Here is a 16,904-nt window from a genome sequence, read left to right on the forward strand (position 1 = left end):
TATTATATTTTTAATTTTTGTCTACTATTTAAAAAAAATATTAAGTTTTGTTATTAAGTTTTGTTAATAGTTCTGAAATATCATCATTATTAAATAATTCATTACTTTTGGTTTGATAAACAATATATTTTTTATTTTCCGATAAAGGTAAAAAACTTTTGTTTTTTTGAATAGTTTCTTGTAAACATTTTTGTAAAGATATTAATAATTTTTTATTTAATTCTTTATCTTGATTAATTTCTTGTTGACATTTTTCATAAATATTTTTTATCTCTAATGTATTAAACTCACAATCATTTGGTAAATTAAATTTATTTTTTATTTTTTCAATTTGATTAGGTTCTATATCTTTTGAAAAATTTAACTTAAATTTAATTAGATCAGATAAATTTATTTTTTCTAATAAAGAAAAATATTCTTTAGTTCGACAACTAGTAATAATTAAATCATAAACACATTGAAATTCCGCTAAAGTTATATCGGTATATAACGGAAAATATTTAACTTCTATTTTTATTTTATCTTTAATATCTAAATTTAAATTTTGTTCTATTTGTTCTTTTAAAAAAAATGCTATTGCTTTTTTTTGTGGTTCATCTTCACAAACCAATTCTAAAACTAATATACTTTGCGAAGGATTTTTTTGTTGCCATTCATCATAACATTCATCATAAGCTTTTTGTAATAAATCATTAATATCTTCAGGAATATTTTCTAAATAAATTTTTTTCATATCATTATCAATATGTTCTATTGAAATACATTCACTATTTCTATTTTTTTGAATTATTTTAATTAAAGCTTTTTTAAAATTATCATTTCTAATAATAGTTGGCACTTCTTTTTTAATGTTTTCATCTCTAAAAAAAGAAGCATCATTTCTTTCGCCTTGATTTAAAAATAAAGCTAATAAATCATTAGAAGCAGAAATAGGAATAAATTTTAACGATTCTTCTTTCGGTTTTGAAGTTAATTCTATTTCATTTAAACTTCCGGAATAAAAATCATCAACTTTTTTTTGTTCATCAGTTATAACTTGATAAAAAATATTTTTAATATTTTTATTATCAAGATTTATATTTTCTAATAATAAACCTTCCTTTGGAATATATTTTTTCACTTTATATTCACCATAAGAAACAAAATTATTTCGAGGCTCCCCATAATTTTGAAAATTATTTTCATATTCAGATGGTAATAAAACTAAATTATTAACCCAATTAGTAATAATTTTTTTAAGATCATCATCAAAATTCAAATAAGTCGAATGAAAAATTAAAGTAAATTTTAAATCATCTTTTTTTTCAAAACAAGTTAATTTTTTATCTTTGTGACTTTTACTTTTATTATTATAATACAACAAAGCATTTTTTAATCTTAATAACCAATGAAATATTTTATTCTCTGAAGAAAATTTATTTTTATTATGATCTAAATAATTTTTTATAGTGTTATAAACAGCATCAGAATTAATTTTTTCTCCGTTTTCGAAAGTTAAATTTTGATTTATTTCAAAATTAACTTTTATTAATTCATTATCTTCATTATCCTTTACAATTTCTGGTTCTGAATTAATAAAAGGTTTTGTTAGAAAATTTAATATTTCTCGTTGATATTTTTTCTCAAAACTTTTTTTATTGACGTTAACTTCTTTTAAAGGATCTAAACAATAAGGCAAAGAATTAAAAGCTTTTTTGTAAGTAATTCTAGAATCGAAATCAAAAATTTCTTTTTTCGGAAGCGAAGGATCATTAATGTTTAATACTTGAAATATAATGATAGTTGCCGAAAATAAAACAATTAAAATTATTAAAAAAATTAAAATAATACGACGATAATTAAATTTCATATTTATAATCTCCTAGTTTTTTAATTATCATTTTTGAAAATTAAATAATATTTTAAATTAACTAATTATTTATAAATTTAATTTTATTTTAATATTTACTCTTAAGAATTTTTCAAGAACTAAATCATAATTTATTTTTTAATAATTACTTTATATTATTTTTTATAAAAAATATAAATAGTTCCTCCATTATGCATTGTTTTTAAGTCCTCTAAAGTGTATCTAGATATTTCATTACCTTCTTCATCTTCTTCTTCATCGCCACCTCTTCTTAAACCACCATCAAAATAAACAGCTATTAAATTACCTGGAGGATCTTTAATAGGACAATCAAACATCCCTGGTTGTACGATATAATTTGTTTGTTCTTCACTTACAACAGAACTACCTGTTATTGTTTTATCAATCGAATTATAAGTAGGAGGGTTAAAAGTTGAAAAACTAAATAATTCACATAATGTTGATTTGTTTGACTTAAGATATGAATATTTATTAAAAATATTTTGCTGCAAATATTCTTTAATTTGCTTTAATTCTTCGCCTTCTTTAACATAAACTTCATGAATTAATTTATTTGATTCATCTTTTCCTTGATTTGATTCAGAATTATTTGATTCATCTTTTTCTTGATTTGATTCAGAACTAATAGGTTTATTAGTCGAAAAATAGTTACTATTATAAATTTTATATAATCCAATTACTAATATTATTAAAAATAATATTGAAATAACAATTATAAAGATTTTTTTATTTTTTTTAAATAAAAATGTTTGTAAATCCAAATTTTTTACCACCTTTTAATTATTATTTTCTTATATATTTATATATTTTTACTCAAAAATTGTATCTTGATAATATATATATAATTTAATCGCACTTAAATAATAGATAAATATGCTAAACGCACTGTTCAATATTAAAATTCAAAACTTAACAAAATGAAAAAATTTTATAAAGTTTTCGCAAAAAATTGGCTATATATTAGTGTAGGGATTTTTTTAAAAATCATCGTTTTTAAAAATAAAAAAAATAAAACAAAAATCTAAATGGTTTTTTATTTTTTTTCTAAAAGTATAAAAAAAATGCAACACTTCGTAAAAATTATTTTTATTTTAACCTCATTCAAAAATAAATTAATTAAACATTTTCAATATTATAGCAACATAAAATAAAAAAACAAGTAAAAAGCTTTTTACTTGTTTTTTATGTAACTTTATTAATTATTTAAATTTCAAAAATTAATATATTAAAATAAAAATGATTAAAGTAATATAAATTTTTTTTGATTTTCTAAATTTTAATTTCTTTTTTATTTTTAAAAAAAACTCATCGGCGTCTTTTATTTTAAAATAAATTGTTTTTTTAAATAAGGAATAATGTGTTTTACATCTTGATGAGTAATTTTCTTACGAGATAATAATAAATCAGCAATGTATTCTAAATATTTTTTATTTTGATTTAAAATAAACTTAACTTTTTTAATATTTGCATGAATGAATTGATTCATTTGAAATTCAGAATATTGATATTTTAATAATTTTTTTTTAATTGATATTAAGTCAGAACCGCAACCTTCACCCACTTTATAGAAAGGAATCTTGTGATCATCTTTTAAAATTAATTCAGCTGCAGCACCTCCCAAAGCAACAAAAACTTGTAACATAGGGTTTTTTGAAAAATAACTAGTATAAGTTTTACCTAAAGTGTTTTTTTCGGGTAAAATATCAGCTTTGATAAATTGACATGCATTATTTGATTTTGATGACAAACATAAAGAAATTAAAGAATGACCTGCTTCATGATAAGCTGTATAATATTCTTCTGCGTGATATTTTTTATAATCAATAAGATTTTTTTGTGGTTCTTGATCAGAAATTATTTCATAAGGTGGTTTTTGGGGAAATACATTTTGATAAACTTCATCAAAAAAATTATCAATATCTGTTTTATTAGTTAAATATATCAAAATCAAAAATAATATTTCCAATAATAATATCATTAAAAAAATATATTTATACTTTTTTCGATTTATTGTATCTCGACAATATTCGTTGTTATTAAACATATAAATATTTTTTATGCCCTTCTGTTTTTGAAATATCTAAATTTTGTAATATATTAATATCATTTACATTATGATTAAAGTTTAATAGTTCTATAATCCAGTTTTGACATAATGAATATTCATCATTATTTTGAATAAAGCTACGTAAGGGTTGTTCTGTATTATTATCTATATTACTTTTTATTTCTTGGTTTATTGCATTAATATCTTTTTTGGTGTTTGTTATGAGATTTTTCAAGTTTTGAATATTTTCTGGTGAAGACAATAATGATGAATTATGTATTTTAAATAATTCATTTGATGATAATTTTTGTTCTATTTGGTTGAAATCCTCTTTTTTTTGATCAAAAAATTTTTCTAATACCTGTTCTTGTGTTAATTGTTTTGAAATTAAGTTTTGAATCGACTGTATTTTTTGTTCAATTTTGTTATTTGATTCTAATAGATTATTTAAATTTTTAACTTGAACCAAGTAGTAGTCATTCGTAGTTTTGTTTTTTTGAAAGTTTTGTTTATCATTTAATAAATTTTTTTGTATGGAATCATATTTCTTTGTGTATTTATCTTTAAATTTTTGTAATACTTGTTCACGATTTTTTATTTCATCATCAAATAATATTAAAGATTCTTCCTTTATAATATTCGATAATGAAATTATATCTTTTTGTCTTCGCTTAATTATATCATTATTTTGTTGTATAATTTTTTCAATTGTTTCAAAAATGTCTTTATATTTCAATATCAATGGATCAATAACATTAAGCATTAAAACATCATGATGTCTCAATGAATTAATTTTTTGATATAAAAAATGTTCTGAATTTTGCGTGATATCATTAAAAGTATTATTAATTAATGTAGTGTCTAAAATAGAAATTGCTTCTTGTGGTTTATTATTCAAACTATTATTTATTTTTTTTATCATATCATTTATGTCATCTAATAATTTCTTACTACTATCATTCAATAATTTTTTTGAATGTTCTATAGTCGATGTTGTTCGTTGATCTTGCTGAAAAGGATGCGGAGTTTTTAATCTTTCTAATCGGCATATATTTTGTTGTATTTGTGATTTGATTAATGATTTTTCATCATTTTCTTTTCTTATTGTCTCTATAAATTGTGAATTTTCTTTTATGAATGTTGAAGTTTTTGTTATATAATAGTCATTAATTGTTGAATTAAATAATGATTGAATTGAATTTTTCGGAACCGAAGACAAAAATTTTATAAAGTCTTTAATTTTTGCATCAATTATATTATATTGTTTTTCTAACGATGTATTTTTTTCGCTTATGTCATCATTTATCGTTTTAATATCCTTTTCTAATAATCTAATTAATACATCTTTATCCTGTAAAAAAAAATTATTGCCATTGTTGTTATTTGAAGTAAACGTATTTTCAATTTCCTTTTTTTGTCTTTCTAAATCTAATAAAATATATTTTTTATTAGCTTCAAATGATTTCAATATCTTTGTATATTGTTGAATAAATCTTTCAGATAAACCCTGAAAAATATCTTTTATTTCTGCATTTATATGATTTGGTGTTTGTAAATCTGACTCTGATTTTAAAATATAATTTTTATTATGCCATCTATGATATAAAGAATATAAGGTTGGAAATTGTTGTTCATGTACATCATTTGTTGTTGTTAAAAATGATGATTCTGTTAACAAATGTTCTAATTTTTTATTATGAACAAGTATTTTTGAATAATAATCGTTTATTCTATTTGTTAAATTCTTAATAAGAGTTTCTCTATTTTTAATAGGATTATTTTCCAATTTTAAATATTCTATTACTTGTTTTAATAGTAATGATGATTTTGTCTCTGTCTCTTCTTCAACACTGAATAAAAAAGAACATTCTTTATTAATATCAATGTTTATGTTTTGATTAATTTCTTGTATTGCTTGTAAAAATTTAGAATCACTTTGATCCACGATATATTTAGTTAAAGAGGGAAAATCTAATTTTTGAATATCAAAATTATTATTATCATTAAGTGCAAGTTCAGTATTAAATTTTTCCATTTCTTCCATTGGTATACCTTTAAATTGATAAGAAGGAATATCTAATGATTTCTGATTATTGGTTGAACTTTGTAATTTAAGAATAATTTCCTGAAAAGTTTTTAAATTTTCTTTATCTTGCTTTATTAAAGGTATTAAAATATCGTCATGATAATCATTCATTATTTCAATTCTAAATTGTGTATTGGCAATACGAGGTGTTTGACTAAAAATTTGAGTTCTTTTTAAATTTTGCTTATCATTATCTTTTTGTTTAGATCGAATATAATCAATATTATTACTATCAACAAAGCCACCATAACCACCATAAGATAAAACAATTTTTTTATAATCATCATCATTAAATTGCGGTGGTTGAATACTATTGTTTCTTTCCGAATTTGTTGTACTTAATTTTTGTAATGATTTTTGATAAATCTCTTGAATCAATGGTTCTTTTAATTCTGATAATAAATCTTGATAACCTTGATTATTATAATCTTCAATAAATTGTTTTCGTCTTTCATCAAATTCTTTCTCTTGTTCTTCACGTTGTTGTTGTTTTTTTGTTTCAATGTTTTGAACAACTAAATTTATATTATTTTCATTATTTTTCGGTATTGCAGAATTAAAATCATTAGAATTATTTTTTAATCTTTCGTTAAATGATTCCTCTTGTTCTCGACGTTGTTGATTTTGTGTTTCAATTAACGAATTATCAAAAGATAATGATGATGCTGATAATGTTATAGAATAATTCAAAAAAATTAAAACTTGGAAACAAAAAATAATAAAAAATAAACAATAAATAATAGTAAATTGAAATTTATTTTTATAATTAAGATTGATTTTTAAAAAATTCTTTAAATCTATTGAATTTATCATTAATTTTTTAACCTCATTATGTATTATTTTAATTTTATTTATTTTTTAAAGCTATTAAATTATTCATCCAATTTATAAGTTCCCACCCAATCATTTCTTATTTTTTATTTTCAAATATTGATCAAAAATTGTAGGACCTAAATATTCACTTAAAGCTTCATTTAAATCACTTATTAAAATTCTTGAATGCCCATGACCAGATGCTAAGTTCGCTGCTTTATCGATTAACATATCTAATTTACGATGAGATTGAATATCATAAAAATGTGTTTTAACCATTTCTAAATCTTCATCAAAAGTAGCTTCTTCTGGCATAACAGTCTTTTGTTGCATGTTTGGGTTTGTTTTGTATTTTTCTTTATCTGTAGTATTATATGCATCTTTATATTGTTTGTATTGGTTATAAAATTCTAAAAATCTTTTATATTTTAATAATTTATCATTAGCACTTTCTAATTTACCTTTAGATTCTTTGATTCCGATTGCATCAATCATATAATGTTGATTTTTTATTAAATCGGAAAAATGTTCAGGTTGTCGTAAAGATTTATTAAACATTTCTACAATTTGTGTTAAATATTCATAAGCTGCTGGATCACATTCATATTTTTTCATTGAATTTTTTAAAAAACCCAATCTTTCGTCTTCTTTTAAATAACCAAAATATAACTTTTCTAAACGAGAAAGAATTGCAGAATCAATACGATCTATATAGTTTGTAGCAGCAATAAAATAAATAGGATATTCGGGATCTGTTTTAACTCCATCTAATTCCTGTAAAAAAAGATTAGTTTTTTTAGCATCCCCTGTTTCAAGATTAGTTGAAACTCTTGATTTCATTAATTCTTCTGCTTCGTCACAAAAAATGATAGAAGGGCTATTTTTACGTGCTTTTTTGAATATTTGTTCAATTTTTTCTAAACTATCTGAAGTAGTAATGGTATAAAAACTCATTTGAGCTTCTTTAGCAAAACATTTAGCTAAATAAGTTTTACCAGTACCAGGAGGACCATAAAAAACTACACCTTTAGGTAATTTATTTGTTTTATGTTTGGTAGCACGTAAAAAGAATTCTTGATTATCTGCTTTTCTTAATTGATAATTATCACTATTATTAAACATATCTTGTATTTTTTCTAAAAATTTTTTTTGAGGAAATGAACCATAAACTTGCTCAAATTTATCAAATTCTTCGAAATTAATATCAGGAGGAGTCATTAATTCTACTAATCCAATATTATTATTTATCTTTATCATTCTGTTGTGGTAATCATCATTAATTGATAAATTATCTTTATTATAATTAGTAGCGACAGAAGAAGGTTTGGATTTTAATTCTGAAAATTTTTCTTCTGATTCAGAATTATGTATATTTGTGCTTTGATTATTATTAACACTAGTCGAATTACTTATTTTGACAAAAACTAATATAATTATTGCAACTATTATAATCAAAATACTTAAAGTTAAAAATATTATTTTTTTTATCTTCATTTTTTATCCCTTTAATCGTTAGAATTATTTTATGCCCATTATCAAATTAGAAAATTGTCTTGGAATTTTGTTTTCTTTTGTTGTATTAATTTTTCTAATGATTTTTCTAATTGATTTCAAGAAAAATAAATTGTAATTACGATCTATGCTTTTTAATATTAATTTTTCATATGGTATTGATGAATTATTTATTTTTTGCTGAAATTCTTTTTGTATAAGTAAAATATTTAATAAATTAGCATAAAAAGTTAAAAAAACTCTGCCAGATTCTATATCTTTTATTAAATTTACAATTACACTATTGTTATTTTGTCCTAATTTTTCCTCTAATTTTTCCCATGTATTTAATTCACTTAAAGAATTTATATTACTATTTAAAGTAATTTTAAATTCATCATGCTTACGACAACATTCTATGAAACCCTTCATAAGATTTATTAATTCTTGTTGTTCTCTATATTCACTAAATGATTCTATAACATTTTGATCCGGTTCTAAATTATCCGACTGAAAAAGTTGAAGTGATTTTTCAAAAATATCTCTATTTTTTTGATCATTTTCTTCATTATTTTGGTATTTTTTTAATGATTCAATAACTGTTGTTAAATTTTGATAATATTTTGAGTCTATATCGTTGTTTAAAGATTGTTGTAAACACATTTCTTGTATTTTATTCAATGAATCTAATGAATTAACAACTAATGTACCATTATTATTAGTAATAATATTAGATTCTTTTGGAATATCTGTTTTTGGTGCTAAATTTTTTATTTTATTAACCTTATATAAAGAGTAAATACTTAGAAATAAATTTATAAAAATAAAAAAAAATAATATTATTGCAATGAATTTAATTTTTATATTATTAGAATTATTATCAATATGATTTACTGATGAATGATTTTTTTTTATTTCCATTTTTTTCACTTTCTGTTTATTTATTATTTAATTTTTTATAAAGAATTTTCTAATAAACTATAATAAAATATCTTGTAATTGATTATTTTTTTTTTGTAATTCTTGAAACACTTTCAATATTATTTCGTTGTCAAATTTGTGTTTTAAATTTTCGTTTTCTATATCCGAATTTAAAATAAAATTAGATTCTTCATAAGGAAATGTTGAAAATGATTTATCATAATAATATGATATATTATCATTTGATAACTTTTGACATAATTGTCTAAATGTTTTTTCGTTAGTCATATCTTTCATATAATCAATGATGATGTTATTATAACTGTTTTGTTGAAACGTTGATAAATTTGGTAATTCACCCCATTTATGTTCTAAGCCACTATCTAAGTCATTAATAACTTTCGATGGTAATCGAAAATACGAAAATAAAACTGTATGTAATTGACGCAAATATGGAATAATAATTTTTTGTTTGTTACATTCTCTGATTTCTTCTGTTGTTTTACTTCGTTTTTCATCAAAAGAAGTATTTATTCTCTTTATAATAACATCTATTTGACCTAAATAAGAAGTAATGCTTGTAATTATATATTTTAATTGATTAATTTGTAATTGTAAATTCGGATTTAATTGATCATATTGATCATATAGTAGTTTTTCTTGTTCTGTTAATAGTAATGCTTTTTCTTGAAAAATTTGGTAGGAATTGGGAGAAAAACCATTATTTAAAATAAATTCTTTTTTTTTAAAAATAATTTCTAAAAATTGTTTATATTTTAAAAAATGTTGTTTAATAATAAAAAAAGCTTTGAGATTTACCTCTTTTTCAAAACCTAAAAGTGAATTTTCTACTTCTTTTTGTTTTTCTTGAAATTCTTTATAAAATTTATTTTTTTTTATTAATTCGTTTAATTTAGAATCCAAATCATTTTTTATTGTTGTATTTGATTGAACACATTGGTTCAAATTAGATAATAAATCTTCTATTTGCATTTCAAAAAAAATTGTTATACAACTATTTTTTTTATTTTCACTCAAATTATTGTCGTCGCTATAATTAACATATTCTTGCTTTATTTTTTGAAAGAAATTTTTTAAAATAGATTGAAAATTTGTTTGTAAATGTTGTTCTTGTTCAAAACGTTGATTATTTGTATTTAAATTGTAATTAATTGGGATAACTATTATTTTTCTTAATTCTTCTTTTATTTTATTAATTGTAGTATCATCAGTTTCCCAATTAAATATTAATTGTTGTCTATTTTTTTTAGCTTCGCAAAAAGATAAAAGTTTTTTAAAAATATCTTTACGATGAATATCATTAATTTCTGTTTCAACTTCTTTAAGTAGAATTGAATAATCAACTTGCACTTCATAATTAGTTTTTTTATTTTTTTTATAATAAAAACAGCAAATTAAAAAAATAATAATTAAGGAAATAATTAATAATACAAATGACAAAATGATTATTTTAATTCTCTTAGAAAAATTTTTTATTGAAATCATATTTGAAAATTTGAAAATTCATAACCTCCCCTTTTTTAATAATTTTTAATAATTAAAAAAATAATATTTACATAAATCATAATATAATTTAAAAAATAAAACAAATAAAACAAATAAAATATTAGAATCATAAAAAATTTAAAAAAAGCTAAATTAAAAAATATGTTGATGTTTATTACAAAAAAAGAAAGGAAATATGATCAAAAATGATAAAAAAATAAAAAAATATCAAAGAATCATTGTAATAAAGTGTGATGAAGTAATTTTTATAGATTACAAAAATAATATCTATGTAAATTTCTCAAATGATCATCAAAGTATTATTAGTATCCTTATCTTTCATTAAGACACCAATAATTATTGTTTTTAGCAATAAAAAAAAGACTAACATAAATTGTTAGTCTGAATGTTTTTAAAAAGTTAAAATTATAAAAATTTTGAAATATGGTTTTTAAATTATTTATTTCAACCTTATGAATAAATCTTTATTATTTTAAAAATCTTTAAAAATCATAAAGATTTAAATTTAAAATTAATATTAACATTTAAAATTTAAAATATATAAACTCTTAAAATTAATTATATTTTAAAAATAAAAATTTTATTAATTAATAAATTTTTGCATTAAATTTTCAATTTCAAAAATTTCTTTTGGAATATGTTGTGATAAATTAATTGCTCCATTATTTTTAATTAAAATATTATCTTCGATACGAATTCCAATATTAAATTCAGGCAAATATAAACCAGGTTCGACAGTAACCACACTATTTTCTCCTAAAATATCATCTTGAGAAAAATTTAAATCATGTAGATCTAAACCTAAATGATGTCCGAAGTTATGATAACAATATTGATTAATATTGGTATTTTCTTTAAATAATCCTATTTTTTTTAATCCTTTAGCCATAATATCTTTACCATAGGTATTAAATTCACCAAAAGTGTGATAAGGTCGTACCCATTCAATAATTTTTTTATTTGTTTCTAAAACTAAATTATAAATTTGTTTTTGAAAAGAATTAAATTTACCACTAATAGGATAACAACGAGTAATATCGGAAGAATATTTTTTATATTCCACACCAGCATCAAATAATAAAAGTTCATTTTTATTTAATAAATTATTATTTTTATTATAATGTAAAATCAAGGCATTTTTACCGCACGCCGCAATAGTATCAAAAGATTTTTTAGTTTGATTTTTCTCTAAATAATAATTATAATGAGCATCTGTTTGATATTCATATTTACATTTTTTAATATTTTTTATCATATTTATTAAAGCATGATGATTAACATGCAAAGCTTTTTGAATATTTTCTAATTCTTCCAGTTTTTTTTGTTTTCTTAAATAAAATAATATAGAAGAACTATTATAAATCTTTAAAAAAGGATATAAATTTGATAAAAATTTAAATTGTTTGAAAGCCCAATTAATAGAAATTTCTGAGGGCAAACAAAATAAATCAAGATAAATACCCTTAAATATTTCTTGAGGATAATTTTTAATAAAATTAATTTTTTGATTTAAAAATTTATTAAAACTTAAAATATTTAAAATATTTAATAATGGTAATTGAGAAATTTCAGCAATTTCCTTAAAACTTAAAAATTCTCCATCCCATAATAAAGTTAATTGATCAGAAACATTAGCAAACAAAAAAGTTTGAGTTTGATTATTTTTTTTGATCAATAATAAAATTGTATTCTCTTGATTAATTCCAGTTAAATAATAAAAATTACGATTAACTTCGAAAGGAAATTTTTGATCACCATTTTTAAATGCACTAACACCAGAATAAAATAAAGCTATCGTATTATTTTTCATTTGACTAATAAAATTATTTCTATTTTGTAAAAACATTAATAAAACCCCTTAACTTAAATAACTTAAAAATTTTACTCTTATATTTAAAAATAATGAAAACATACATTTCTATAATAAGAATTCAATAACAATAAAAAATAAATTAAACTAATTATAACATAGAAAAATTAAATTTTAAAATTATATTTAAACCCAATATAAAAACATGATTATTAATTTAAAAAAATTTATTAATCATATTCTTTGTATTTTAAGCAAAGTAATTATTCATATCATTATTTTTTTATGTTATAATATTTAATAGGTATAATTACCCTTATTTAAATATTTAAATTAAATATAGTACGATTATAACACAATTGTTTTTATTATTTAAATATATTCAAATTTGAAATAATTATTAAAATACTCTCTATTTACTAATTTTTTTCAAGGAGAATTATATGTCTTATATAGCTTTTTACCGTAAATATAGACCAAAGTTTTTTAAAAATGTTGTTGGACAAAAAATTATTATTCAAACTTTAAGAAATGCTATTATATATAAAAAATTAAGCCATTGTTATTTATTTAGTGGTAATAAAGGTACTGGAAAAACAACTTTAGCTAAAATATTTTCTAAAACAATTAACTGTTTGAATAATAAAGATGGTGATTGTTGTGGATATTGTGAAGCCTGCAATATAATCGATAAACAAAATTCTGATATTATCGAAATAGATGGCGCTTCTTATAATGGTGTTGAAGAAATTAGAGATTTAAAAAATAAAATAAATTATAAAACTAATTTTTTAAAATACAAAATTTATATTATTGATGAAGTACATGTTTTAACAGGAAATGCATTTAATGCTTTATTAAAAACATTAGAAGAACCACCAAAACATGTTATTTTTATTTTTGCAACAACCGAAAGTCATAAAATCCCTGAAACAATTTTATCTCGTACACAACATTTTCATCTTTTAAATATTCAAAAACAACATATAATAGAAAAACTAACAGAAATAGTGGATTTAGAAAAAATATCCATCGATAAAGAAGCTTTGGAAAAAATTGCTTTTTATTCTCAAGGTAGTTTAAGAGATGCTTTAAACTTATTAGATCAAATTAGTTCCTATGAAACAGATTTAATCACAGTTACATGTGTTCAAGAAATTAAGGGTGCAGTAGAAGAATCAAATTTAATCAAATTATTACAATATACATTTAATAAAGATTTAAATTCAATAATATCTTTATTAGACAAAATTAATAATGAAGGTAAAAATATTTTAATTTTATTTAATGATTTAATTATTATTTTAAAAAATTGTTTATTAGAAGAATTATTATCGCCTCATGATAAAAAAATTAAATTAGAAAATTTTTCTTTAGAATTAGCAAATTATGTTTTAAAAACTTTAATTGATTATCAACAAAATTTAAAAAATAGCGATTTAAAAGAAAGTTTTTTAGAAATAATTTTTATTCAAATGTTATCATCGAAAATTTTCAAAAATCATGAAAATAAAGTTTTTTTAAATTATAAACAAAATATAGAAATATCACAACAATTACCTTATCAAAAAGAAAAATATCAAAAAAAAATTTTTGATATTTTGTTTAATTCTGATGAATCAAAAAAACAATTAATATTAAATGCTTGGTATAAATTAAAATCATATAAAAATAATACACTCAAAAAAGCAGCTAATTTTTTATTTAAAGGAAAACTAATAGCTGTAGGATTAAACAACGAAATGTTGTTAGTTTATGAAGAGTCTGAAATTTTAGAAAATGTAAAACAAAAAGATATTAAAAAACAAATTTTAACTATTTTAAACAGTAAAAAAAATATCATCAAAGATTTTGTTGTCATTTTACAAAAAAATTGGAAATTATATGAAACTTACTATTTACAACATAAAAATAAAATAGTTTTGTATTCTAATAAAAATTTAACTAAAAATAAAGAAAATTTACTAAATAAAAAAATAAATATTAATAATGAATTAATTTTAAATAAAGAAAAATTACCAAATAATGAAAATCTAAATAAAGCAGAAAACAATTTATCTAATAAATATTTACATAATGAAAAAAAAATAACTGATCAAAATTTACCTAAAAATAAAAGTGTTTTATCTTTAACAGAAAAACTTTTTGATAAAGATATAATAGAAATAAAAGAAGAAATGGATTGATTTAAAAAAGGTTTAAAAATGAGTACAGATACAAACTTTATTAAAAAAATACTTAAATTCCAAATGGAAATTGATAACGTTCGCAGCAAATTAGAAAAAAAAGAGTTTCATAGTGAAATCGGAGATATAATAATAGTGTTACAAGGAACTAGAAAAGTAATTGATGTTCAAATTGTATCACCAATGATTTTAAAAGACAAAGATTTACTACAAGAAAATATTTTATTAGCTTTTAATGATGCTTTAGAAAAAATTGATATAGATTTTAAAAAAATGATTAATAAAATTACAGGGGGTTTTTAATTTTGAAAAATTCGCCAACCGTTGAAAAACTAATAGAAAGTTTTACTTTACTTCCTGGAGTAGGAAAAAAAACAGCTGAAAGATATACATTTTTTTTAATTAATCAAAAAAATAAAAATAAAATTTTATATTTATCAAAGCATTTAAAAGAACTAGTCAATAACATCAAAAGTTGTAATATTTGCGGTTATATTACAGAAAAAAATATTTGTAATTTTTGTTCTGACTCACAAAGAGATCATTCTACTATTATGATAGTGGCTGATAATCGTGATGTTTATTGTTTTGAAAAAATAAATCATTATCATGGTCTTTATCATATTTTAGGAGGATTAATCGATTTTTCTCGTTGTATCAAACCTGAAAACTTAAATTTTAATTCTTTAAAAGATAGATTAAAAACAATTAAAGAAATTATTATTGCCACCAATAGCACTTTGGAAGGTGAAATAACTGCTACATATTCAAAAAAATTTCTTAAAAAATACTTAAAAGATGAAAAAATTAAAATCACAAAATTAGCTTATGGAATTCCAATAGGTTTAGATTTTAATTATCTTGATGAAAAAACATTATGTAACGCTATCAATAACAGAAATAATTTTAAAGGAGAAAATGAATGAAAATTTTAAAACACAAAAATCATTTAGAACTTGCCGAAGAAATTTTAAAAAAAAATAAATTTTCAATGACTATTAATGATTTAATAAATCAAATTTGTGTGATTAATAAAATAGATTCAAAAGATTATGAAAAAATTTCTCAATTATATTTAGATATTACTTTAAGTTCGAAATTTATTTTTTGCGGAGAAGAACTTTGGACTTTAAAAGAAAATAATTTAAAATTATGGGATAAAGATTGTTTTTTTAATGATAAAAAAGATATAATTGAAGAAGAAAATATTGATAGTAAAGATTATTTTTATAATGATGATAATGATGATAGTAGCGAAAAGAAAAAATAATATTAGAAGAAGAACAAGAAGAATATGATGAATACGATAAAGAATTATGGGATATATGAAAAAAAATAAATAATATTTTATTTTTATTCAATTATCAGTATTTTTTTATATGAAAAATGAGGCTATTAAATATGTTGTTAGGAATATATAATTATACAACTATTCTAAGTTATTTAAATTTGTTTATGGGTTTTTTAGGTATTGGTTTGGCTTTAGGCGACAAGTATTTATTGGCTACTATTTGTTTATTAATCGCAGGCATTTGTGATATGTTTGATGGGTTAGTAAGTCGTAGTAAAAAAAATAGAACTATTTTTGAAAAAAAATACGGAATTCAAATTGATTCTTTAGCAGATATCATTAGTTTTGGTTGTTTACCTATTTTTATTAATTATGCTTTAATACAAAATGATGATATTCAAGCACCAAAAAGTTTATTATCAATAAGAGGAGAACCACAAATTTATATTTTATTTTGGTTTATAAGCTCTTTTTATGTATTAGCAGCTTTAATTAGACTTTCTTATTTTAATGCAATCAGTGAAGAAAAATTACAAGATAAAATTCCTAATAATAATCCACAATTTTTTATAGGAATTCCAGTAACTTTTTCAGCTATTATTTTTCCTTTTATTATTTTAATTAAAACCATAATATCAAAAATATTCAAAAGAAATCAAGAAATACTGATTAATTTAAATTATATAATTATTAATATTTATTTTATTTTAGTAATGGTTCTAACCTTCTTATTCGTTTTCCCTAAAATTAAAATTAAAAAACCTACAAAAAAATATATAAATATTTTAAGTTTTTTTTCTTGTTTGGTGATTTTTTTATTAATATTTTTACAATTATTTACAGCAATAGAATAAAATCGATA

The 16,904-nt window shown here is 20.2% G+C and carries 13 protein-coding genes; 5 read left to right on the plus strand and 8 right to left on the minus strand.

Annotated features, from left to right (window positions below; genetic code table 11):
• Window positions 1-40: 40 nt before the first annotated feature.
• The 8 genes from ATP_RS00180 to ATP_RS00215 all read right to left on the minus strand — a co-directional run bounded on the left by ATP_RS00180 (window position 41) and on the right by ATP_RS00215 (window position 12,601).
• Window positions 41-1,849: an ABC transporter substrate-binding protein gene (locus ATP_RS00180; RefSeq protein WP_012504193.1), complete on the minus strand. Its 1,809-nt coding sequence runs from the start codon at window positions 1,847-1,849 to the stop codon at window positions 41-43.
• A gap of 155 nt (window positions 1,850-2,004) precedes the next feature.
• Window positions 2,005-2,631, minus strand: a complete 627-nt coding sequence (locus ATP_RS00185) for a hypothetical protein (protein ID WP_041186049.1) — start codon at window positions 2,629-2,631, stop codon at window positions 2,005-2,007.
• Between the two features lie 557 nt (window positions 2,632-3,188).
• Window positions 3,189-3,914, minus strand: coding sequence for an FtsH/Yme1/Tma family ATP-dependent metallopeptidase (locus ATP_RS00190; RefSeq protein ID WP_041186050.1), 726 nt, complete (start codon window positions 3,912-3,914; stop codon window positions 3,189-3,191).
• Window positions 3,907-6,816: a hypothetical protein gene (locus ATP_RS00195; RefSeq protein ID WP_012504196.1), complete on the minus strand. Its 2,910-nt coding sequence runs from the start codon at window positions 6,814-6,816 to the stop codon at window positions 3,907-3,909. Before ATP_RS00195 ends, ATP_RS00190 begins: the two co-directional genes overlap by 8 nt.
• A 90-nt stretch (window positions 6,817-6,906) precedes the next feature.
• The gene (locus tag ATP_RS00200) at window positions 6,907-8,310 is read right to left on the minus strand and encodes an AAA family ATPase (RefSeq protein ID WP_012504197.1); all 1,404 of its coding nucleotides are present in this window, start codon (window positions 8,308-8,310) and stop codon (window positions 6,907-6,909) included.
• 24 nt (window positions 8,311-8,334) lie between these two features.
• Entirely contained in the window at window positions 8,335-9,228 is an 894-nt protein-coding gene (locus ATP_RS00205; protein ID WP_041186051.1) for a hypothetical protein, read from the minus strand.
• 57 nt (window positions 9,229-9,285) lie between these two features.
• Window positions 9,286-10,689 carry a hypothetical protein gene (locus ATP_RS00210; RefSeq protein WP_148208573.1) on the minus strand — a complete coding sequence of 468 codons (1,404 nt, stop codon included), beginning with the start codon at window positions 10,687-10,689 and terminating at the stop codon, window positions 9,286-9,288.
• Window positions 10,690-11,338: 649 nt separating this feature from the next.
• The gene (locus ATP_RS00215) at window positions 11,339-12,601 is read right to left on the minus strand and encodes an aminopeptidase P family protein (RefSeq protein ID WP_012504200.1); all 1,263 of its coding nucleotides are present in this window, start codon (window positions 12,599-12,601) and stop codon (window positions 11,339-11,341) included.
• Between the two features lie 407 nt (window positions 12,602-13,008).
• On the opposite strand from ATP_RS00215, the gene dnaX reads away from it, so the two are divergent.
• The 5 genes from dnaX to ATP_RS00240 all read left to right on the plus strand — a co-directional run bounded on the left by dnaX (window position 13,009) and on the right by ATP_RS00240 (window position 16,896).
• Window positions 13,009-14,751, plus strand: a complete 1,743-nt coding sequence (gene dnaX, locus ATP_RS00220) for a DNA polymerase III subunit gamma/tau (RefSeq protein ID WP_012504201.1) — start codon at window positions 13,009-13,011, stop codon at window positions 14,749-14,751.
• An 18-nt stretch (window positions 14,752-14,769) separates the two neighbouring features.
• Entirely contained in the window at window positions 14,770-15,054 is a 285-nt protein-coding gene (locus tag ATP_RS00225; protein WP_012504202.1) for a YbaB/EbfC family nucleoid-associated protein, read from the plus strand.
• A gap of 2 nt (window positions 15,055-15,056) precedes the next feature.
• On the plus strand, window positions 15,057-15,677 hold the full coding sequence (gene recR / locus ATP_RS00230) for a recombination mediator RecR (protein ID WP_012504203.1): 621 nt from the start codon (window positions 15,057-15,059) through the stop codon (window positions 15,675-15,677).
• On the plus strand, window positions 15,674-16,021 hold the full coding sequence (gene rpoE, locus ATP_RS00235; protein ID WP_012504204.1) for a DNA-directed RNA polymerase subunit delta: 348 nt from the start codon (window positions 15,674-15,676) through the stop codon (window positions 16,019-16,021). Before recR ends, rpoE begins: the two co-directional genes overlap by 4 nt.
• A gap of 131 nt (window positions 16,022-16,152) precedes the next feature.
• Complete coding sequence (locus ATP_RS00240; RefSeq protein ID WP_012504205.1) at window positions 16,153-16,896, plus strand: CDP-alcohol phosphatidyltransferase family protein; 744 nt, start codon at window positions 16,153-16,155, stop codon at window positions 16,894-16,896.
• The last annotated feature ends 8 nt before the right edge of the window (window positions 16,897-16,904 follow it).

Origin of the sequence: Candidatus Phytoplasma mali (assembly GCF_000026205.1) — a bacterium.
Taxonomy (GTDB): domain Bacteria; phylum Bacillota_I; class Bacilli_A; order Acholeplasmatales; family Acholeplasmataceae; genus Phytoplasma; species Phytoplasma mali.

What these genes read in the sequence shown, in the direction of transcription:
- ATP_RS00215 (WP_012504200.1), bottom strand. Translation starts at nt 12,601, where the DNA reads ATGTTTTTACAAAATAGAAATAATTTTATTAGTCAAATGAAAAATAAT.
- rpoE (WP_012504204.1), top strand. Translation starts at nt 15,674, where the DNA reads ATGAAAATTTTAAAACACAAAAATCATTTAGAACTTGCCGAAGAAATT.
- dnaX (WP_012504201.1), top strand. Translation starts at nt 13,009, where the DNA reads ATGTCTTATATAGCTTTTTACCGTAAATATAGACCAAAGTTTTTTAAA.
- ATP_RS00240 (WP_012504205.1), top strand. Translation starts at nt 16,153, where the DNA reads ATGTTGTTAGGAATATATAATTATACAACTATTCTAAGTTATTTAAAT.
- ATP_RS00180 (WP_012504193.1), bottom strand. Translation starts at nt 1,849, where the DNA reads ATGAAATTTAATTATCGTCGTATTATTTTAATTTTTTTAATAATTTTA.
- ATP_RS00200 (WP_012504197.1), bottom strand. Translation starts at nt 8,310, where the DNA reads ATGAAGATAAAAAAAATAATATTTTTAACTTTAAGTATTTTGATTATA.
- ATP_RS00205 (WP_041186051.1), bottom strand. Translation starts at nt 9,228, where the DNA reads ATGGAAATAAAAAAAAATCATTCATCAGTAAATCATATTGATAATAAT.
- ATP_RS00190 (WP_041186050.1), bottom strand. Translation starts at nt 3,914, where the DNA reads ATGTTTAATAACAACGAATATTGTCGAGATACAATAAATCGAAAAAAG.
- ATP_RS00225 (WP_012504202.1), top strand. Translation starts at nt 14,770, where the DNA reads ATGAGTACAGATACAAACTTTATTAAAAAAATACTTAAATTCCAAATG.
- ATP_RS00195 (WP_012504196.1), bottom strand. Translation starts at nt 6,816, where the DNA reads ATGATAAATTCAATAGATTTAAAGAATTTTTTAAAAATCAATCTTAAT.